This window comes from Microbacterium sp. ZW T5_56, assembly GCF_044987425.1.
Classification (GTDB): Bacteria; Actinomycetota; Actinomycetes; order Actinomycetales; family Microbacteriaceae; genus Microbacterium.
The window spans coordinates 34,295-54,912 of record NZ_JBJDRI010000031.1; the positions used below are offsets into that span (position 1 = coordinate 34,295).

General features: G+C 66.8%; 17 protein-coding genes, 1 tRNA gene and 1 pseudogene. 7 read left to right on the forward strand and 12 right to left on the reverse strand.

Annotated features, from left to right (window positions below):
* Positions 1–633, forward strand: a complete 633-nt coding sequence (locus ACI3KU_RS14525; RefSeq protein ID WP_404923020.1) for a GNAT family N-acetyltransferase — start codon at positions 1–3, stop codon at positions 631–633.
* 56 nt (positions 634–689) lie between these two features.
* Complete coding sequence (locus ACI3KU_RS14530; RefSeq protein WP_404923021.1) at positions 690–1,709, forward strand: large exoprotein; 1,020 nt, start codon at positions 690–692, stop codon at positions 1,707–1,709.
* 125 nt (positions 1,710–1,834) lie between these two features.
* On the opposite strand, the gene ACI3KU_RS14535 is transcribed toward ACI3KU_RS14530, so the two are convergent.
* Both ACI3KU_RS14535 and ACI3KU_RS14540 read right to left on the reverse strand, forming a co-directional pair.
* A complete protein-coding gene (locus ACI3KU_RS14535) occupies positions 1,835–2,698 on the reverse strand; it encodes an amidohydrolase family protein (RefSeq protein WP_404923022.1) in 864 nt (287 codons plus the stop codon).
* A 96-nt stretch (positions 2,699–2,794) separates the two neighbouring features.
* Positions 2,795–3,025 carry a hypothetical protein gene (locus tag ACI3KU_RS14540; RefSeq protein WP_404923023.1) on the reverse strand — a complete coding sequence of 77 codons (231 nt, stop codon included), beginning with the start codon at positions 3,023–3,025 and terminating at the stop codon, positions 2,795–2,797.
* A 59-nt stretch (positions 3,026–3,084) separates the two neighbouring features.
* Here ACI3KU_RS14540 and ACI3KU_RS14545 point away from each other — a divergent pair.
* The 5 genes and pseudogenes from ACI3KU_RS14545 to ACI3KU_RS14565 all read left to right on the forward strand — a co-directional run bounded on the left by ACI3KU_RS14545 (position 3,085) and on the right by ACI3KU_RS14565 (position 7,332).
* A tRNA-Ala gene (locus ACI3KU_RS14545) sits at positions 3,085–3,160 on the forward strand.
* A 569-nt stretch (positions 3,161–3,729) separates the two neighbouring features.
* Positions 3,730–3,939: pseudogene (locus ACI3KU_RS14550) on the forward strand (helix-turn-helix domain-containing protein); the annotation flags it as partial.
* 120 nt (positions 3,940–4,059) lie between these two features.
* A complete protein-coding gene (locus ACI3KU_RS14555; RefSeq protein ID WP_404923037.1) occupies positions 4,060–4,557 on the forward strand; it encodes a DUF2690 domain-containing protein in 498 nt (165 codons plus the stop codon).
* Between the two features lie 328 nt (positions 4,558–4,885).
* Positions 4,886–6,331: a hypothetical protein gene (locus tag ACI3KU_RS14560; RefSeq protein WP_404923024.1), complete on the forward strand. Its 1,446-nt coding sequence runs from the start codon at positions 4,886–4,888 to the stop codon at positions 6,329–6,331.
* A 350-nt stretch (positions 6,332–6,681) separates the two neighbouring features.
* Positions 6,682–7,332, forward strand: coding sequence for a hypothetical protein (locus ACI3KU_RS14565; protein WP_404923025.1), 651 nt, complete (start codon positions 6,682–6,684; stop codon positions 7,330–7,332).
* A 179-nt stretch (positions 7,333–7,511) separates the two neighbouring features.
* Here the strand turns inward: ACI3KU_RS14565 and ACI3KU_RS14570 are convergent, their stop codons facing one another.
* The 10 genes from ACI3KU_RS14570 to ACI3KU_RS14615 form a co-directional block, all read right to left on the reverse strand.
* Positions 7,512–8,237: an SGNH/GDSL hydrolase family protein gene (locus ACI3KU_RS14570; RefSeq protein ID WP_404923026.1), complete on the reverse strand. Its 726-nt coding sequence runs from the start codon at positions 8,235–8,237 to the stop codon at positions 7,512–7,514.
* Positions 8,234–9,391: a DUF4185 domain-containing protein gene (locus ACI3KU_RS14575; protein ID WP_404923027.1), complete on the reverse strand. Its 1,158-nt coding sequence runs from the start codon at positions 9,389–9,391 to the stop codon at positions 8,234–8,236. Before ACI3KU_RS14575 ends, ACI3KU_RS14570 begins: the two co-directional genes overlap by 4 nt.
* Positions 9,392–9,436: 45 nt before the next feature.
* Complete coding sequence (locus ACI3KU_RS14580) at positions 9,437–11,560, reverse strand: hypothetical protein (protein ID WP_404923028.1); 2,124 nt, start codon at positions 11,558–11,560, stop codon at positions 9,437–9,439.
* Between the two features lie 15 nt (positions 11,561–11,575).
* Complete coding sequence (locus ACI3KU_RS14585; RefSeq protein WP_404923029.1) at positions 11,576–12,388, reverse strand: carbohydrate ABC transporter permease; 813 nt, start codon at positions 12,386–12,388, stop codon at positions 11,576–11,578.
* 1 nt (position 12,389) lies between these two features.
* Complete coding sequence (locus ACI3KU_RS14590; RefSeq protein WP_404923030.1) at positions 12,390–13,265, reverse strand: carbohydrate ABC transporter permease; 876 nt, start codon at positions 13,263–13,265, stop codon at positions 12,390–12,392.
* A gap of 8 nt (positions 13,266–13,273) precedes the next feature.
* Positions 13,274–14,509, reverse strand: coding sequence for an ABC transporter substrate-binding protein (locus tag ACI3KU_RS14595; protein ID WP_404923031.1), 1,236 nt, complete (start codon positions 14,507–14,509; stop codon positions 13,274–13,276).
* 147 nt (positions 14,510–14,656) lie between these two features.
* Positions 14,657–16,480, reverse strand: a complete 1,824-nt coding sequence (locus ACI3KU_RS14600; RefSeq protein WP_404923032.1) for a class I mannose-6-phosphate isomerase — start codon at positions 16,478–16,480, stop codon at positions 14,657–14,659.
* Positions 16,477–17,367: an ROK family protein gene (locus ACI3KU_RS14605; protein ID WP_404923033.1), complete on the reverse strand. Its 891-nt coding sequence runs from the start codon at positions 17,365–17,367 to the stop codon at positions 16,477–16,479. Before ACI3KU_RS14605 ends, ACI3KU_RS14600 begins: the two co-directional genes overlap by 4 nt.
* Before the next feature lie 172 nt (positions 17,368–17,539).
* The gene (locus ACI3KU_RS14610) at positions 17,540–18,565 is read right to left on the reverse strand and encodes a LacI family DNA-binding transcriptional regulator (RefSeq protein ID WP_404923034.1); all 1,026 of its coding nucleotides are present in this window, start codon (positions 18,563–18,565) and stop codon (positions 17,540–17,542) included.
* A gap of 242 nt (positions 18,566–18,807) precedes the next feature.
* The coding region (locus ACI3KU_RS14615; RefSeq protein WP_404923035.1) for an FtsX-like permease family protein at positions 18,808–20,618 on the reverse strand (1,811 nt) is incomplete at its 5' end.

The following is a 20,618-nucleotide window of genomic DNA, read 5'->3' on the forward strand; positions in this document are numbered from 1 at the left end:
GTGGAACCGCTGATCGCGAGCAGGCACGGATCCGTGTCGCTGCGGCTGGTGAAGCCGCGGGACGCGCGCATCCTGCAGCAGGAGCTTCTCTCGAATCGCTCGTGGCTGAGTCCGTGGGAGGCGACGCTTCCCGGCGGACCGGTTTCTTTTGACATGCGAAGCGGCGTGCGCCGGCTCCTTCAGCAGTACCGGGAAGGGGCCGGCGTCCCGTTCGTCATGGAATACGACGGAGAGATCGCGGGTCAGCTGAACATCTGGGGTGTCGCTCGCGGCTCGCTGGCGTCCGCGACGATCGGGTACTGGGTCTCAGAGCGGGTCGCGGGGCGCGGGATCACGACGATCGGCGTGGCGCTCGCGACCGATATCGCCTTCACTCAGCTGCGGCTGCACCGCATGGAGATCTGCATCCGGCCGGAGAATCATCCGTCCCGGCGCGTGGTGGAGAAGCTCGGCTTCCGCTATGAGGGCCTTCGTCGTCGATACATTCACATCGACGGCGACTGGCGCGATCACTACGCGTACGCGCTCACCACGGAGGATGTGCCTCGGGGCGTGCTGAATCGCTACCTGCTCGGCGCGGTTCCCCCGGGTGCCGCGACCGTGCCCCCGGCGGATCGGATCGGCCCGGCCTAGTCCGACACGCCCAACACATCACGGGGAGCCTTGTCCAGCTCCCATATCGTGGACGCATGGGCGGAACGGTACTCGGCGGCGGCGTGATCGTGGTGATCGCGCTTGTCCTCTGGCTGGTGTACCTCGTGCCCGTGTGGCAATCGCGCAGTCGCTTCAACGCAACGGAGCGCAACGCCGTACGTCTGAATCAGGCACTGCGCGTCCTGGCCGAGACGGCGGAGAATCCGGAAGAGCTGCAGCTTGAGCTGAACGCTCGCACCGCGCACGAGCAGGCTCGTCTCGCCCGCGCGCTGGAAGCGGATCGCGTTCGATCGGAGCGCGATCGCGTGCGCGCGTCGGCGGAAGCGGTTCGCGAGCAGCAGCGGGCCGAGGCTCTGGTGCAGAAGGAGCGCGACCGCGTCGCGGCCGAGCAGGCGCGGATCGAGAAGGAACGCCAGCGCGCCGAGCTCATCGCAGAGCGTGAGCGGCTTGTCGCCGAGCGGCGTGCGTCGGCGGAACGTCGTGCGCGGGCGCGGCGGATCACGCGACTCATCGCCACAGTGCTCACTGTCGCCGGCCTCGGGGCTCTCGCTACCGGAGTGTGGCAACTCGTCGTGGCGGCAGGTGCCGGCTTCGGCGGCCTGCTGATCGCCGTCGGTGTCGTCGCGGTCGTGGCGGGTCTCTCCGTGTTGCAGCGGATGAACCGCGTTGCACGACGCACGGTGGTGCGAACATCTGCCGAGGTTGTCGTCGAGGCGGCACCTGTTGCGGTCTCGCGCCCTGCCGTTGTCGTCCCGATCGACAAGCGGGTGCCCGAGTGGCAGCCGCGTGTGCTGCCCCGGCCGCTGAGCACGGTGACCGGTACCACCGCTGCAGCCGCGCAGGACGCGCGCGACGCCCGCGAGGCGCTGCGGCGTGCCGCGATGGAAGAGGCAGCACGGGAGCGGGCGGCCGAAGCCGCACCGGTGCCGATTCGTCCGGTCCGCGCCCCGCAGCGTCCGGCTGCGGCTTCGCCATACGCGACGATGGGCGTCGTCAGCGACGAGGAGATCGAGGCGCACGTGCGCACCCTCCTCGCCCGCCGCGCCGCCGGCTGACGTCGCACGTCTGGCGCCGAACGGGCTCGCTGACGCGCGTCCTGAGCGTTGGCCCCCTCGGTTGCTGGGTGAGCGCCAGCGGGACGAAGTAGCCGCCGGAACCGGTTCGTCTCGCTGTGCCCGTATCAGGTGTGGAGGAGGCGACCGCCGCCGATCACGATCTCGCGCGCGGGCGTGCGCACGAGTGCATCCATCGGGTTCTCCGCCTCGAGCAGGACGATGTCGGCGCGGGAGCCGACGACCAGATCGTGCACCTCGCGTCCGACGAAGCGCGCGGCGCGGGAGCTGGCGATCTCGACGACCCGGAGCAGATCCTCATCGCGAACCACACCGCCCGCACGGGCGTACTGCCACGCGATGCCGAGCAGATCGCCCGTGCCGTAGGGGCTCCAGAGGTCGCGGATCCCGTCCGTTCCGAAGGCGAAGTCGACGCGAGCATCGGCGAGCTCGTGCAGCGGCAGCTGGGGGAGGCGCAGCGGTGCGACCGTGGTCCAGGTCACGTCGAGTTCGCCGAACGTCTGGAGCAGGTCGCGTCGTCGGCTCTCCGGAATCTGCACGATGGCGAAGCCATGCGCGATGTTGACCCGGCCCTGGAGGCCGTACCGCTCGGTGCGCTCCGCGATCAGCTCCAGTTCGAAGGCGCCCAGCTCGCCGCCGTCGTGCAGGTGGATGTCGATGCCGCAGCCGTGCTCGGCGGCGATGTCGAACAGCGCGTCCAACTGGCCAACGGGATCCCGATCGATCGCGGCGGGATCCAGACCCCCGATGAACTCGACACCGGATGCAGCGGCCTGCGCGAGCAGGTCGACGACGCCCGGCCGGCGCAGCACCCCGTCCTGCGGGAAGGCGACGATCTGCAGCCCCAGCGCCCCGTCGAACTGCGCGAACGCGTCCCGGACGATGCTGATGCCGTCCAAGCCGAGGCCGAGATCCACATCCACGTGTGTGCGGAACGCGGTGGTGCCGGTCCGCACCGACTGATCGAGCACCGCACGAGTGATGTCTGGGCCGGGGATGCCCAGCTCGCCGCGGCGCTCTCGCTCGTGACGAATGCGGCCCTCGGTGCTCTGCTCGCCGCCGTAGGACTACCACGGGTGTCCCCACCACGACTTGTCGACGTGGGCGTGCGCGTTGATGAGCCCGGGGATGGCCAGCAGACCGCGTCCGTCGACCGTGCCCGCAGCGTTGTCGCGAGCGGCCGTCGGGGCGATCTCAGTGATGATGCCGTTCTCGTCGATCCGGATGTCGGATGACTCCCGACCCCAGGGGCGGACGTTGCGGAGGAGGCGGACGGACGGGAACAGCGGGGTGGTCATGGAACGATTCTCGCGGGTCGGGACGACCCTCGCGAGCGTGCTAGGCTGAATCTGTTCACGGGCCTATGGCGCAGTTGGTAGCGCGCCTCGTTCGCATCGAGGAGGTCAGGGGTTCGAATCCCCTTAGGTCCACCAGAGCATCACATACCCCCACTTGCTGTTGCGAGTGGGGGTATGTGCATTCCGCCCAGCATCGAGGCTGTACGGCTTATAGGCCAAAAAGAGTGGATGGCTTCGCGCGTGTCATCCGCGTCCTGCCCATCCGGTACGTAGCCCGAGTCGGTGGCGTCTCGGCCGGTGTCGCGACGTGCTGGCCCTCCTGGTGCTTCGAGTTCGATGACCGGCGGCGGCGCAGGGTGTGCGTGAGCGAGGGCGAGTGCTCGCTCGAGGGGGGTCCGTGGAGCGTGATGATCGATTCGACCGCGCGGCAGCGCCGGTGCCTGGCCATTCTCGGCGGCGGCTCCGCTCAGCGGTGCTAGCGACGATCGCTGGAGCCCGGCCGCGTTCGAACATTCCGTTCGGACCCGGAACGAACACGAACCGGGCTCAGAAGCCTCGAAATGAGCGGAGCGGGCGGACATCACAGCATCGAACGAGCGCGTTCTACGGGAAGATGATAGGCAATTGTCCGATGCCGCGTCGCGCACCTTGACGTCTGGACGGCCCTCTCCGAACCGAGCCCGAATCCAACTGGAGCTGCAATCATGAGCGATGACGCGCCAAGTACGAAGCCCGACAGCGTGGAGCGGTTCGCCACCGACCTGCGTGAACTCCGCATGCAAGCCGGAAACCCCACACTTGGCGCCCTCCACACACGCACGCAGATCTCCAAGAGCGTGTTATCCGAAGCGCTCTCGGGGCGCAAGCTTCCGACAGAGCGAACAGTGGCGAGTCTTGCGGAGGCGCTCGGCGCTGATCGACGGATGTGGACAGCACGACGCAGAGCTCTGGATCCTCGGATAGCCGCTGGAGGGAACTCAGCTGAACTCCCGAACTCCGGCGGGTGGATGGCTCGGCGATTTCCACTCGTGTCGATGGTGATCGCCTGCGCCGTGACGACGGTGGTCGCGGCGGGTGCGACGAGCCTTATATGGAGCATGCTACGTGGCCCAGGAGCGGGAGACGCCGGGCAGCGGCCGACGACCTCCGCGCCCAGTAGCGAGTTTCTGGAGTATGCAGACGGAGTCGACCCGATGCAAACGGTCTGTCGCGAGGACGCAGTGATCGCTGCGAGCGAGGAACGCCTCGGAGGAGACGTCCTGGTCCAGATGATGTACTCCAATCAGTGCATGGCGGTCTGGGGGCGCGTCACGCGTTACGACGGTGAAGCCGCAGGAAACTCGCTCTCGATGCTTATCTATCCGGCGATCGATCTGGAGAGCGAGCGGAACCAGGAGCGTTCAGCTTTCGATGTGCAGTCGATCTACACCACGCTCATGATCGAACCAGACGTCGAGGCGCGCGTCTGCGGCATCGCAGCCGTCACCCGGGGCGAAGAATCGATCGAGCTCGGGCCGCCGCTGTGTATTTGACGCGTGAGCGGGCATGGGTTTGCGTCGGTGGCGATATGCCTGGGGCTTATGGCGTGGAATCCACTGAGGCGCTTCAAACCTAGCCGAACGTCGCTATTCATGAACTGCACGCCGAGGCCCGGCTGGTGACATCATCGCGGCGCGAGCTCGGCCATCGCCGTGGAACAGGGGTTGGGCTCATTGTTCGGAGATTCCGTTCGGGTGCCGAATCCGTCTCGAACACGGGCCACTTCTCGCTAGCTTCGGACGTGCCACAGCAGTGTCGGGCGCATGTCCGCCGGCCCTCATTCAGGCTCCCATCCTCACCTCAGCTAGATCGGAACCTTCCGTGAAGAATCCTCTACGTGCCACGTTCGGCACCCTTGTCGGGGCTGCGATGCTCATCTCTGCCGGGGTCGCCGGTGCCTCGGCTGCCGAGCCGGGGACACCGCCGTGGCTCCCATTCGATCCCTTCGAGTTCAGTGACAGCTATCTGGAACTGCCGACCAGCACCGTGTGCGATGTCGACGGCATCGGCATAGCAGAGTTCACAATCGCGCTGTCAGACGAATGGGGAAATGGAACGACCTTCACTGTTACATACGGTGGCCTGGACGCGCAGATGCTTCCGGGAACGTCCAACATCGATCCCGCGGATGTGATCGGGACGACGGAGGTCGAAGTTCTCCCTGGCACCTGGGAGACGGTTGAGCTGCCGGTGGATGAGCGCGGACTCAGGGTCTGGGTGGACGCCGACGGACGCTCCTGGAGTGGGGTCGACTACACGCAGTGTCGGGACCTGCCGTCCGAGCCGATGCGAGCTGGTAACTCGATCTCGGTAGTGGATCACGCCGGAATCACGTACGTGGCGGCACCGCGCGAGGTGAATGGCGACCCGGTGGAGTGCTTCGTCGACGGAGGGGCGTTCGTCGGATGCTGGGTGGTCGGAAGCGACGGAGAGCTGGTCGACTTCAAGATCGACCCCACTGCGTCGGTCGAGATCCCGCAGGGCGGACTGAGAGTCTGGGCGCTCGCTGACACGCGGAGTGTGCTCGATTTCGGCTTCAAGCAAGGCGTCACGACCTCCTGGGCGTACGACTACATGCTGACCGAAGTCACGCCGGCGGTGCCCACCCAGAACGGCAACGTCCTCACGATCCCCGACGTCGACGGCGTCGAGTACCGCAACGGCAACGCGGGCGGCAACCCGCTTGAGCCGGGCGAGCACACGATTAAGGAGGACACCACCGTCGTGGCGGTGACTGCGGACGGGTACGTATTCCCCGACGGGGCGGATACTGAGTGGACGTTCTCGTACACGCCGGACGAGGTGGATCCGCAACCCGTTCCAGTGACCCCGGCCGCGCCGACTCAGGACCGCAATGTGATCACCATCCCGGACACCCCGGGCGTCGCTTACCAGGGTGGGGACGGCAACCCTCTCGAGCCTGGAGTGATCGAGATCACCGAGGACACGACCATCACTGCGGTTCCAGAAGAAGGCTACGACTTCCCTGAGGGCGCTACGCAACGATGGACGTTCGAGTACGTCGCGCCTGACGGAGGAGACGGTGACGGCGACAACGGCGGAGACGGCACCAGCAGCGATGGCTCGGGCAATGGAGGTCCTGGCAGAGGAGACGATGGGTCAACTGGCACACCGAGCAGCGACGGCGAAGAGCTGGCTGCAACCGGCGCCGAACTTCCGCTCGCGGCGCTGATCGGTGGCGCGCTGCTGCTGATGATGTGTGGAGGGGCCGCGATCGGCGTGAGCCGGTTGCGCCAGCTGAGCTGAGCTGAGTCGCGAGAGCTACGGGCCCGATGCGTGCGTCACGACGACCACGCACGCTGACCGAGCGAACAGTCGGACCTCGTGCGTGCTCGCCGGTCGGACCCCGGTGGTGGCTCGCTGTTTGCGCCAACGCGAACGACGAGCCACTCCGGGTCCTCTCCAAGCGGAGTCGGCGCCAACGCACGGAGCGCCAGCGAGGAACATCAGCGAATCGTCCACTCACCATCCTGGCTCCACGATGACGACGGCGACATGCTGCGGATGCAGAATGTCGCAGCAAGAGAACGGAAGCCAAAGTGTCATCCGCATTCGACCCCATCAGAGATGCTCTCTCACGTTCAGATCATCTCGACGTGGTTGACCTCTGCCGTCGGCTGCTCACCAGCGACGCTCTCACGGCGCGGCAGCAAGCATCGGCGCTCAACTTTCAGGCGCGCTCCTTGTTCGAGCTCGGGCGGTTCGATGAGGCCGCGCAGATCCGCGCGCGCGAGATCGAGAAGCTCGAGACTGCGGCAGCAGATGCGGTATACATCGCGACCGTGCGGGTTGGGCTCGCCTGGGCACTGTTCCGAGACGCTCGCTTCGCGGAGTCGCTCCGCGTCGCAGGTCAAGCGTATCTGGAGCGGGACACACACCTGGGCCCGAGTGCACTGGGCACGCTCAGCGCACTCCACCTGTGCATCTACAACCTCGACCGCCTCCGACGCTACGCCGAGATGTTGCCGCTGGCGCAGGAGCTTTACGGCCGACGGCTGGAAGCGTCGGGCACAGACACGGACGAGACGAAGGACGCCCGCGATTGGCTCCGGAGAGCGGAGGATCAGTTGCAACCGCGACGAGGAGTGGCGCGGACAGCGCAGGCCGTTACCGTGACTCCATCATCGTCCGGTGCAGCTGCATCGAAGCCGCGCAAACCCTCGGCCGTGTCTGGTCTCGTCGTCGAGATCGTGGAGGGTGTCAGCAGAGGCGTGGCCCGCGGTGTCATTGAAGGGATGCTGTCTTAACTGAGGCCACGAATCAAGACGTTGAACCAGCGACGGCTGAGATCCCGGACAGCGATTCACGACTACGGAGCTCTGCCGTTCCGACGGGGTGAGCCGCGGTTACTTGCCTCTCAGCGTCAGCGACATGCTCCTGCCTGCCCATGAGCAGTGTGCGGGATGGTGCCAACATCGCACCTACGTCATGCCGGTGGCCACTGCGGATGCTCGGCGAGCGTTACGCGGGCGGCGAGGTCGAAGAGCACAGGCGAGCGCGGCACGACCGCGTCGAGTCGGAGGCCCCGCGCGAGCTCCAGCGCGAGCAGCGCGTGGCCGGCGGCGTTCGGATGGAAGGCGTCGTCGAGCAGCCCCCAAGGCATTCCCTCATTGCCCGGGCCCGTGCCCGCCGAGAACTCCGTGAATCGCGCGTGCTGGTCGACGAGCACCACGTCTTCCCGAGCCGCGACGTCGCGGATGCGCTGCGCGAACTCGCCGATCCGCTCCCGATCCGGCGCGCGCAGAAGGTCGATGGTCGGCGGCGTCTGCAGCACCGGGACAGCATCGATCGCTCGCACGCTCCGCACGAACGCGGCGATAGACGCCTCGAAGGTCGAGGGATCGATCACGGTGTCCAACCACTCCGTCGTGCAGTCGTTGGTGCCGATCATCAGCGTGACGACATCGGGCCGCCAGTTCGCTACGCGACGGTCGAAATCGCCGAGCACCAGATCGGCGCGCCACCCGGTGATCGCGGTGTTGATGACGATGTCCTGTACACGACCGAGGTCGCCCCGAATCAGCTCGTGCAGGTGATCGACATAGTTCCGCGCACCTCGGGTATGGATGAGGCCGTGCGTGATCGAATCGCCGGTGAACACCCAGGTGAGCGGCTGAGGGGAGCCGATCAGGCGGGCAACGTCGCGCGTCATCCCGTCACCCGGAGCTGTACGTCGATGAACCGAGGGCGGTAGATCGACGCGTCGTCGAAGACATCGCCCACATTGTCGAAGGTGTTGACGTTGTATGACACGAGGATGCGGTTGCCGGTGCGGAGGTTCGGATGCTCGTGCGCGTTGTACGTAAAGACATCGGCGTCCCCGTAGCTGCCGAGCAGCCCCGTCTCCGGGGTCCGATACAGCTCGACCGGATCCGTGAACGGGCCGATCGGCGAGCACGATGTGCGCGCGACGATGCGCGTGCTGAACAGCTCGGACGTGTCCTGCGTCACGAGCAGGTACCCGTCACGATACGACGCGACGCTGAACTCGTTGGCGACATACGGCACCACGGGGACGGCGTCCGCCTCCTGCGCCGACCAGCCGGTTCCGTCCCAGTACGTCCACTCGCCGCCGATGCCGTCGCCGTGCGCCCGGGCCACGTACGCGGAGCGCACGCCGCCGAGATCGGCGATTCCGTAGATGTAGGTGGTATCGCCCTCTTCGAGCGTCCACGAGCCCCAGTTGATGCCGGTGGTCGACGGCCGGTCGATGATCGACTCGAGTTGGAGAGTGTCGCCGTTGAGAGTGGCGAGTCGGTTCGCGGTCCAGGCGAAATCCCACTGGCCGGTTCCGGTGCGGGCGAACTGCAGCAACGGCACCTGCACGGTGTCACCGGGGCCGGGAGTCGGGTCGCCGATCCAGTACCAGCGCCCATCAGCTTCGGGCGGGATGATGCCGGCCGGTTCGTCGGCCGTTCCTCCGGTGATCGTCGTGAACCCGCCGTGACGGTTCTGCACCACCACCGAGTTGTTGATGAAGGGGGAGTCCTGCGGGCGGGAGCCGTCGGCGTTCACGGTTCCGAGGAACGAGTCCGAGAAGAACCACCCGGTCGCGCCCTTGCCGAGAGGCAGAGAGAAAGTGCTGTCGCCGCCTGTCCACGCGCCGCCGGTGTCTCCGTAGGTCGTGAACTGCGAGGTCAGCGTCTGGTTGACGGATGCGGTGGCCGACAGCGTCCGGTCGACGAGGTGACACGTCCTTGGGCTGCCCGCTCCGGACGGGGGCGCGGCGGCGGCGGGGATTACCACCGCAGTTCCCGCGCAGAGTGCGGCGGCGGCGACTGTGGCCGCGATCGTGCGGATTCTCATGCGATCACTCCTTCGTGGTCCTTGTCCGTTGTCTTGTCGCGAATCTCACCGCGTCTGGGACGCCCGCTCGACCCGGCCACCGGCATGCACGTCGTAAACGCGGTCGTGAACGCGAAGCCCGCGAAGCACCGCGTGCGGATCGAGAGCGCTGACGCATCCCGCAGCACGCACCTCGCCGTTGACGGTCACCGAGACGCCGAACAGCCCCTCCAACACCAGCTCGATCCACGCGCCAGACGACGAGCAGGCCCAGTCGATGATGTACGGCAGCTGCGGTGGGGCCTTGCGGGCACCGCCATTGACGCTCGGGACGGCTTCGTCCACGAAATGCGCCTGTCCCATCGGCCCCTGGTTGGCCGTACGTGACAGGCCCTCGATCCAGTCGGTCAGGACTTCCGGAGCACCCAGCGCGGCCAGCGCACGACCCGCATCCGCGGGCCACGCCGCGTATGCGCCGTTCCACTGGTGGTCGGGGCGCACGCTGTAGCTCGCGTCCGGATCCCAGGGCGACAGCGCCCGCATCCAGTTGTCCGTCTGCAGTTCTCGACGGAAGAAATCCACCATCTCGGCACGCACGTCGGGAGCGAGGTCGGCGGCGATCGTGGTGCCGACAATGCTGAAGTCGTAGCAGTGGCGTACCGGCAGCAGTGTGCCGTCGGGCTGTCCGGCGGCGAAGACGCCTGTGCCGGGGACGTAGCGGCCCGTGACCTCCGGCACGAGTGCGTCGGCCTGGGCACGCAGCTCCGCGCTCGCGGTGGTGTCGCCATGCAGGTCGAGCAAGTCTGCGGCCGCGCGCATGCTCCACACGTTCGCCGCGTTGAGGCTCGCGACCTCATGAGTGTAGGAGCTGACGCACTCGAGCAGATTGTCGATCTCGCCGTAATCAGCCAGCGCCGAACCCCCTCGCAGCGTGGTCCACGCTGTCGCCCACTGCCGCACCGACTGCGCGATGCTGTCGTCGCCCACCAGCTCGGTGAGGAACCCAGTGTCGCCCGTGAAACGCACGTAGTCGTGCACCAACCGCGTCATCGCATAGTCGTTCACCGAATACCAGCGCCCGACCGGACCACCGGTGAGCGACGATGTCCCGAAGTGCGAGTGGATGTCGAGTGAGATCCAGTGCCGCACCTGCCGCCGCATCTCGGCGGGATCGAGCAGGGCGTGGCTGACCGAGCTGAGGCTGTAGTCCCAGATGAAGGTGGTCGTGCCCCAGTAGTTCGGCATGAGGGTGTCGTACGAGCGACCGAGAACGTTGCCCTCGAAGTCCCGGCGGAACCAGATGACGCCCAGCATCGCCCACCAGTACAGACGGCGCAGCGGCGCTGAGGTCGTCTCGAGAACGGGCAGCGAGCCCGAGAACTCCGCATCCTCGGGGTCGAATGCCGCGCTGAGCTGTCGGTTCCAGAACTCCTCGGCGGAGGTGACAGAGGCCAACACATCCGCGGCCACTGCCGCATAGACGTCGGCAGCGGCGTGCTCGGTCGCGCCGATCGCGTGGATGTAGCCGGTGCTCGCGGTGCCGCCCGACGGCACCGCGAGCTCGGCGGTCAGCTCGCCCCCACGGCCGTTGCCACCGATGCCGGTGTCGAACTGATCGGGGAGCTCCGCCACGCCGCTCAGCGTCGCAGCTCCTCCGATGAGACCCTGCACGCTCCACGCGGCACCATCCGCCGCGGCGAACACCAGACGTTCGCCATCGACCGTCGCCGCGTTGCGCGATGACGGCGATTCGGCGTCGAGCCAGGCGTCTGCTGATCGCGTGACCCGCGCGGCTGCGGAGAGGCCGAGGCGTACCGTCCGATCCGAAGGGCCCGGATTGTTCACCACGATGAGTATGGCAACGGCCGTTCGTCCGGGCACGCACACCGTGGTCGTCTCGATCTCGAGGCCCGCCACTGACGCCCGCCGCACCACGCGGTCGGGTCGCCATTCGTGCGTCACCGGCACGCCATATGACGTGAAGAGCCGACCGTCGACGAACAGCGCCGCTGTCTGCGTCAGTCCTTGCGACACCGGCGGAAACTGCACGGCGCTGATCGCGGTGAGGTCGTGGTCGACCCGCACCGTTCCCCGCATGTTCGTGAGCCCCGTCGGCGCGATCATGTCGTCGTTGTGATGCGTGACCGGGTCGGCGGCGAGGTCCTGGACCGTGGGGATGAGGGAGAGCATGAGGCCTTTCAACAATCAGTACTGACCCAGGGCGAGACCCTTGGCGAAGAACCTCTGGGTGCACAGGAACAGCACGACGGTGGGCAGGGATACCAGCACAGCCGCCGCAAGCACCACCGACAGCTGCGCGCCGCCATACGTGCTCTGCATGCCCGACAGCGTGGTGATGATGGGTCGGATGTCATCGGACTGGCTGAGCGTCAGCCCGAGCAGCAGGTCATTCCACACGAACGTCGCCTGCAGGATGAAGATCGCGACCAGCGCGCTCGACGCCATCGGCAGGTACAGCCGCGTGAAGATCCGCCAGGTGGTCGCGCCGTCGAGCACAGCGGCCTCGAACACGTTGTGCGCGACCCCCGTGAAGAAGTTGCGCATCACGAACGCCGAGAACGGAACCGAGATGACGGTGTAGATCATCACCATGCCCACACGCGTGTCGAACATGCCGGTGCGCGAGTAGGCGTCGAACAGGGGCAGCAGCACCATCTGCAGAGGAAACACGGTGCCGCCGAAGATCACGACGAACCAGAGGAACCCGCGCTTGATTCGCAGGGCCACGATCGCGAAGCCGGCCGCTGCACCGATCAACACGGCGATCGTGGGCGACACGACCGAGTAGATGACGGTGCTCAGGATGCTGTTGCCCAGACCCGACAGCGCGAACGCGTCGGCGAAGTTCTCGAACAGATGGAAATCGGTGGGGATCCACGAGGTCTTCGAAGTAAAGGTCATGGGGTCCTTCATGGCGTTGACCACGAGGAGATAGGCGGGCAGCAGCCAGATGATGCCCAGGACGATCAGGACGACGGTGCGGATGATCTTCGACATGTCACATCTCCTTCTTCGGAGAGAGCTGCTGACGCAGGTAGAGGACGGACGCGACAAGCGTGATGACCGTGAGGAACACCGCGATCGCCGAGCCGAGGCCGTAGTCGCTGTTGACGAAGGTGTCCTTGTACATCGTCAGAGCCAGGGTCTCCGAGACGGTTCCCGGGCCGCCCTTCGTCATGCCCCACACGATGTCGAAGGTCTTCAGGCTCGCCACGATCGACAGGCCGACAACCACGGCGGTGAGGGGGCGCAGCATCGGCCACAGGATGCTGCTGAAGAGGCGGACGCCGCTGGCTCCGTCGATCCGTGCGGCCTCGAGAGGCTCCTTCGGGACTGCCTGCAGACCGATGGTGAACAGCAGGGCGTTGACCCCGACTCCCTGCCAGGCGGAGGCGATGATCATGACCACCGTGTTCAGCGGAGCATCGAGCAGCCACCGCGGCGGATCAGTGATCCCGAAGGCGGCGAGCGCCTGATCGAGAGCCCCGCCAGAGGACAGGATGAAGGACCACACCACGCCGACGCCGATACCGGAGAGGGCGTAGGGGATCAGGAAGGGGAGGCGGAGCCAGATGCCCCCGCCGAGGTTCCACGTGAGCAGGGCGATTCCGAGGCCGATGCCGACCGGGATGATCAGCGTGCCGATCACCCACAGGAGCGTGTTGAGGAGGGAGCTGACGAAGTCGGCGTCGGTGAACATCTCGACGTAGTTGTCGAACCCGATCCATTTCGGGCTGCCGAGACCGTTGTACCGGGTGAAGCTGAGGAACACGGTCCACAGCAGCGGCAGGTAGAGCAGCACTGCCACCAGGATCACGCCCGGGGCGATGAAGCCCCGGGCGGACCACTGGTAGGGCGTCTTCTGGTTCGCCATCCGCCGCTCTACTTCTGCTCGGCCCAGTATTTGTCAGCGGTCGCTTGGATCTTCTCGAGGAAGGGAAGCGGGTCGCCGGGGTTGGCGTTGAAGGCGCCGAACTGCTCGATAGCGGTGGTCACGATCTCCGTCGGCATCGCCTCGAAGAAGCGGTCGTACAGCGAGTACCCGTCGCCGGCGATCTGTTCTCCGATGGCGGCCAGCGCGGGGTCCGCGACGGTCGCCTTCGGGTTGAAGGCGACATCGCCGTGCGCCTTGTTCCACGCGGTCTGCGCATCGGCCGACATCCACCACTCTGAGTACGCCAGTCCGAGGTCGCGTTGCGCGGAGTTCTCGGCCACGCAGATCGGGCCCGACTCGACGCCCACCGGGGTGGTGCTGAGGCTGTCGTTCACGGCGGGAATGGCGAACATGCCGTAGTCGTCGGTGGTCATTCCCGCGCCTTCGAGGTTGCCCGCGAAGAACGTGCCGAAGTTGATCATCGCGAAATCGCCCTGCTTGAGTGCCACGGCAGGGTCCGTCGTGCTCCCAGGGTCGCTGAACCAGTCCTTCTTCTGCTCGTCCAGCCAGAGGTTCATGATGTCGACGATCTTGGGATCGGTGTACTTCACCGAACCGTCGGCGAGCCCGGCGTAGAGGTCGGGGTCGGTCGATGCCACCAGGTGCTGGAACCACTGGAAGGTGAACAGAGCGCTCGTCTGGTAATACGGGGTGACGCCCGCGGCCTTCAGCTTCGTGGCCGCCGCATTCAGCTCATCCCACGTCGTGGGAACCTCGATGCCGTTGTCGGCGAAGATCGCCTTGTTGTAGAACATGATCCAGTAGGCGATGTTCATCGGCACGCAGTACTGCTTGCCGTCGTAGGTGTAGCTCTTGGCGAGATCCTCGCTCACCCACCCCTCATCGATCGCCTTCTTCCAGATATCGGTGGTCTCGGCCACCAGTCCCTCATCGACGAGCTGGGTGAGCGAGTCGCCGGTGTGCCAGGTGAACAGTCCCGGCGACTTCGAGGTGCGGAACGACTGCTTGATGAAGGCGTCGTACTGGTTGGCGTCCGAGTAGCCGGTGGTCTTCAGCGTGATATCGACGGCGTCGCCGCTCGCGCTGTTGAGTGACTCGAAATCCGGCTTCCACGCTGCCTTGTCGGTGTAGAAGCTGAGCGTGCCGGTGACCTCGCCGGTGCCGGTGCCGGAGTCACCCGAGCATCCGGCGAGTGCCAGTCCGCCGATAATCACGCCGGCCATGGCGGCGGCGAATCTGCGTCGCGAAAACATACAGAACTCCCTTGTTCAATTGGTATCGTTACCACCATGCGTGGGTTCACGGTACCAAGGTGATCGGTGCGGTGCAAGAGACCCCGTGTGGAGACTCCCCGTTTGTGGACTACGTGTTCAGTTGTCACTCGTGCGCGAGCCGCGCACAAAGGCCTTGACCGTGGCGAACCGGGAGCTGCGTGAGCCCTCGGTGCGCTCGATTCGGTAAGGTCCGACCGCGGCCGGCACGATGAAGGTCTCGGCGTAGTGCACCGTGAACGGCTCGAAGGCCCCGGTCGGGCTGACCACGCGCACTTCGTCTCCCTCGACCAGATTCAAGACGTTCACGGTGCCGTCGGTGTCATGGTTTGCTCCCTCGGTGAACCAGTGCCTGCGGGTCTCGATGAACTCCAGCTCATGCAGGCCGGTGCTCTCCTCGATTACCTCGCCGTCCGTGTGGATCGTCTCGACCTGACCGACGAGATTCTCGGACACCCAAGACGTATCGCGATCCCATTGGATGTTGCGCGCGCCGTGGTCGAGGTGGACCGGGCGGGGGATGCCGTCCAGGCCGACACGACCCCAATCCCAGAGCTTGAACGTGAAGATGAAGGGCGTGGCCGAGATCTCGAGCACCATCGAGTTCGCACCCGAGCAGTGCACGGTGCCGGCCGGAATGGCGAAATGGTCGTGCTTGCGTGCCGGGAAGGAGTTGACGTACTTCTTGGCCGGGAACGGGTGATCGCCGTCCTGCGCGGTGGCGAGGTCGCGTAGCATCTCGTCCCGATCGATGCCCTCCTTCGTGCCGAGATAGACCACCGCATCGTCGCCGGCATCCAGCATGTAGTAGCTCTCGTCCTGCGTGTAGTGCATGCCGAACGTGTTCTGGATGTAGTCAGTGAGCGGGTGCACCTGCAGGCTGAGGTTGCCGCCGTCCATCGTGTCGAGGAAGTCGAAGCGGATCGGGAACTCGGCACCGAACCGCGCGAACGTCTTGGCGCCGAGCAGGTCGACCGGGCGGCTGAAGACGAGGTCGAGCGCGGGAATCTCGATCACTCCGCCCTCGCCCTCCAGCAGCAGAGAGTTCTCCTCGGGAACGCAGTCGAAGCACCAGGCGTAGTTGGCCTTCGACGGGTCGAGGCCGATGAGGTTCTTCATCCACTGGCCGCCCCAGACTCCGGGGTCGAAGAACGGCACGACGCGCAGCGGGCGGGATGCCGCGTTCTGCAGGGCGGCCCGGAACCCGGCACCCGTGATCATGCCGGCGGCCGGCGCGTCCGGGTGAGGTTCGGCAGGTGCGATGGCATTGCCGTCGAACACGAAGTCGACGGTCTCGAAGAGGGTGCGCTTGTGGCGATCCGCGACGCGCCACTCGACGAAGAAGCCGCGCTTGTACTTGCGGAGATTGTCCTCGCCGGCGTTGTCAGCCCGCCAGTTCGTGGCCCCGGCGCGCTGGCGGAGCTGGATCTCCCAGCGCGCCATGTCGACCAGCACCGTGACCGGCTGTGCGACGAGGCGCTCGCGCAGGAGCGCAGCCCCCCACCCGACGACGACGGTGCGGGGTCCGGTGGTGGCGGCCATCTCCTCAAGCCCAGCGGAGTCGTAGAAGTCGGTGAGCACGAAGTGGCTCATGACGCCGAACACCCGGTCGTCGGTCAGGTTGGGTGCGATGAGCTGTTCGATCTCGGCGAGTGGCCGGGCGGCGGTCTCGACATCGACGATCGTCCACTCGGGAAGGGCAGCGGAGATCTGTGCGGTCAGCTCGCGCAGGTCCACGCCGGGGTAGGTGTCGACGAGCAGTACAGGATCGACGTGGCGATCCTCGGCTCGCGAAGCCGCCACCTGCCAGGCATCGACACCGCGGAGGATGTGCTCTCCCGCGGGCAGTGGAACGGTCGGCTGGGTGTCGTAGCGAGCGCGCACGGTGTGGCCTTCGTGCATGTCACTGATCGGGGTGGTCACTGTTCCTCCTGGGTGTGGCGGGTGTCGCCTGAGCGTGCCAGCACGCTCAGGCCGCGGACGACCGAGAGCTCTGGTTCCGGCGGGACGATGAAACGGGGGACCGTGATCGACGGCCAGAGATGGGAGCGGACATACATCTCGATCGGCTCCTGCACGGCGGCCCCGGCGCGCAGGATGCCGCCCGACAGGATCACGACCGCGGGGTCGTACATGTGCACGAGGGTCACGACCGTCGCGCCCCACACGTGCAGGAATCGGTTGCGGATGCCGTCGCGTTCGATGTCATCGGGGGCGGTCGCAAAGAGGTTGCTCATGCTGAGATCCGTCGACTCGCGCAGCACCCACGCGCTGGCGCACGCCTCGGCGCAGCCGACGTTGCCGCAGGGACAGACGGGGCCGTCGAGGTCCACCGTCACATGCCCGCCGAGGATTCCGGCGTGGCCGCTGTGGCCCCGGAGCGCGATGCCGTTGATCATGGCGGCGGTTCCGATGCCGGTGCCGAGCGTGACGAGCACAGCGTCCCGCGCGGTGGCACTTCCCGTCGTCGTCTCACCGATGAGGGCAGCGCGGGCGTCGTTCTCGACGGTCGCCTCGACGCCGAACTCGCGGCGCGACCAGGCGCTCAGGTCGAAATCGCGCAGGTGGTCGTACTTCGCGTTGGCATGAATCATCCGTCCGGTCGTCGGATCGACCACACCGGGGACAGCGATGCCGACGGCATCTGGACGCGCACCCATTCGCTCAAGGAGGGCGTGTGCTTCGGAGGCGGCGGTCGTGAGATCTTCGGCACCGCCGCGGACGCCCGCCGTGCGTGACGCGAGCACGCGGTGGTCGGCGGTGACGGCGAGTTTGATCTCGGTTCCGCCGAAGTCGATGCAGAGCTCCATTGCTTCCTCCTTCGTGGTTGGTAACGTTATCAACGCGCGTTCGATGATGTCAACACCCGAGTTCGCGGAGGTGCCTTCTCACACCGCGGAGGGAGCGGGCCGGGCACGGCCGGTTCGCCGATGATGGACGCAAGACCCGCGTCGGTGTGGTGCGGCTGCGAAGAGGAGAAGCTCAGCGCACGCCGACGCGCAGCGACACCGGCAGCTCGATCGCACGCGGCACGGCATCGCGATGAGCGCCTTCGAGGCGGTCGAGCAGCAGACGTGCCGCTGTGCGACCCAGCTCGCGGGGGTCGTGATCGATGACGCTGATCGGCACGGGGGAGAGCTCGGCGAGCTCGAAATCGTCGAAGCTCATGATCTCGGGGAAGTCGCTGACCGAGCGCAGTCCCGTGTGCAGCTGCTGGTGGATCTCCTTGACCGCGCCGATGGCATTGCGGTTGTTGGCGCAGAACACCGCGGTCGGCGGGTTCTTAGCGTGCAGGAGCGAGCGCATCGCCTCGCGCGCCTGGTCGACGGTCTGCTGGTTCGTGGCGATGAGGCGCGGATCGGGGCCGAGGCCGCGTTCCGCCATCGCGCGCACGAACCCGGCGTGACGACGCTCGCCGGTGAAGATCGAGAGGGCGTTTCCCAGGTAGCCGATGCGCGTGTGGCCGCGATCGATCAGCGCGATGGTGCCGCGGTGGGCACCGTCATCATCGGTGAGAACGACGCTGTCCGCGGCGAGCGCATCGATGCGGCGGGAGGCAAGAACGACAGGGACGCCCTGATTCTGGGAGTGGGCGAGATGCTCGGATGCCGACCCGGCGGGTACCACGATGAGCCCGTCGACGCGGCGGCCGAGGAAATCGTTCACGAGCGCCACCTCCCGGCCGACGTCTTCGGAGGTGTTGCCGAGCAGAATGCGCCGACCCGCCAGCGCCGCCTCCTCCTCGACCCCCAGAGCGAAGGTGCTGTAGTACGGGTTGGCGATGTTCGTGATCGCGACTCCGATGAGTCCGCTGGAGTGGCCCGGGCGGATGCTGCGGGCGTTCTCGTTGCGGTGATACCCGAGTTCAGTGACGGCAGCGAGCACGCGCTCCTGTACGTCGGGTCTGACGTTGAGGCCGCCCGACAGGGTGCGCGAAACGGTCATCGGGCTCACGCCCGCGCGCTGCGCGACCTCCTTGATGGTCGGACGGTGAGCCCCCTCGCCCATGACGTGCCTCCGACTCCTGCCTGCAGATCGGCCCACGGTACCGCCGATCTGTAGGGAACGTTACCAGCGAAGCCCGCCGTCGTGCGGCGCGGGCGGCATCGGCGCGAGCTAGAGCGAGATCGCCCGGCGTGGCGGAATCCTCGCGTGACTCCCGGCGCGTGCCGCACGGTGTTCCGCTCCGGTAGAAGATGAAAAGCGCACCCCCGACGCTCATCGGAGGTGTGCTTTCCAGCTTCCACGGGTCACTCGTAGCGGACCTGCTCGCGACGGAGCAGCCGACGGCCCGCAGCGGTGGCGATCCAGATCGCGACAGCGGCCATCACGGCGGTGGCGATCAGAGCGATCGGCATCAGCGGATCGGGCCAGCCGACCGTGCGATCCGCGGAGAGCGAGGTGATCAGCAACCACGCCGTGAGGTAGCCCGCCCCGGCAGAGATGATCGTCACGCCGATCAGAGGCACGAGAGTTTCCCGGGTGATCACCCCACGCAGCGTGCTGGTGGGCATCCCGATCAGACGCAGCAGAGCGAGCGTGCGACGGCGGTCGTAGAGTGCGGCGATGGTGGCCATGACGAGCACGGATGCCGCGAGCATTGTTGCGATCACGATGGCGAAACGACCGATCTCGGCGAACTGGATGGCGAGATTCGTGTCGGCGCTCGAGACGAACTCGCCGCGTGTCCAGGCTCCGGCAGCGGGATCCACATCGGGCAGATCGAGCAGGATCGTTCGAGCCCGCTCGATGGCCGCGGCGGTGCCGTCGGTGCGAATGATCACCGCCGCAACCGGCAGGCCGGTGACGTCGGCGAGGTCGGTGCTCGTGAGCGCGGCCGTCTCCGGAGCGAGAGAGAAGAGGCCTCCGACCACCGAGAGGACGGAGCTGTCCGGGATGGCCTTAGTGCCGAGGCGCTGGGCTTCGTCGGAGGTGAGGAAGGTGCCATCGACGTTCCCGTGAGCAACGATCACATCGCGCACACCGGAAGCGTTCCGGGCCGCGCTGAGTGTGTCGGCCAGCACCGCCTCGTCGACCGGATGCTCGCCTGCCGGATTGAACTCCACCGCGACCGCATCCGGAGGCAGCAGCACATCGCTGCCGAAGGAGTCGGCGTCCGCTCGCGCGGTGACCGCGGTGGCGAACAAAGACACCAGGAAGGTCGCGGCCACCAGGCCCGCGACGGAGCGGAACACTGCGGCCGGGGTGCGCAGGATGCGTTGCGATGCGAGCACGCCGGCACCACTCGTGGCCGTGGCCGCATACACGCGTCCGGTGAGGTAGGTGAGGTACGGCCCGGCGATGACGATGCCGACCGCGAGGACGGCGAAACAGGCGATGACTGAGATCGTGGTGGGGATCGGGAGAGCGGAGCCCGCGACGCGCACCCCGATCAACGCGAGCAGCCCGGCGAGGAAGGGAATAACCCGCCAGACCCGCGGCGCGCGCTCGAACACGGCCTGGGTGGTGGTGGCCTGCGCTCCTGAGCGCGTCGCCGACCAGGTCGCCGCGATCATCGACCCGACGATCACCACCAGGGCCACCAGGGCCAGCGCGCCGACACTGACGGTGAGGTCCTCGAGCGTCAATCGTTCTCCGGCCACGCGCAGCAGTGTGAGCAGGGGGCGGGTGGCGAAGAACAGACCGATGCCGGCGATGGCGCCGATCGCTGCGCTGAGTCCGGCCTCCACCGCGGCCGTCCGCACCAGGAATCGTCCCGAGGCGCCGATGGTGCGCAGGGTCTGGTTACGTTCGGAGCGCGCGGCGGCACCGAGCGAGGTGGCCACGCTGACGAGGAGAAACGCCGGCATCAGCAGGGCGATGGCGCCGACCACGGCGAGGGCCTGATAGTTCTCGTTGCCGCCGAAGGTTTGACCGTCGAACGGCATCACCGCCAGCGCCGAGCGCATCATCGCGACCGACTCCGGCGTTGCGCCCACGACCACCGCGAGAGTGTCGGGGCTGGGCAGCAGCTCCGCCGGGATCTGGCCGGCGAAGGTGCCGTAGCGATCAGCGAGGCGATCGGCGGGGTTCGCCTCGATCAGGGCGACCAGTGCGGGGG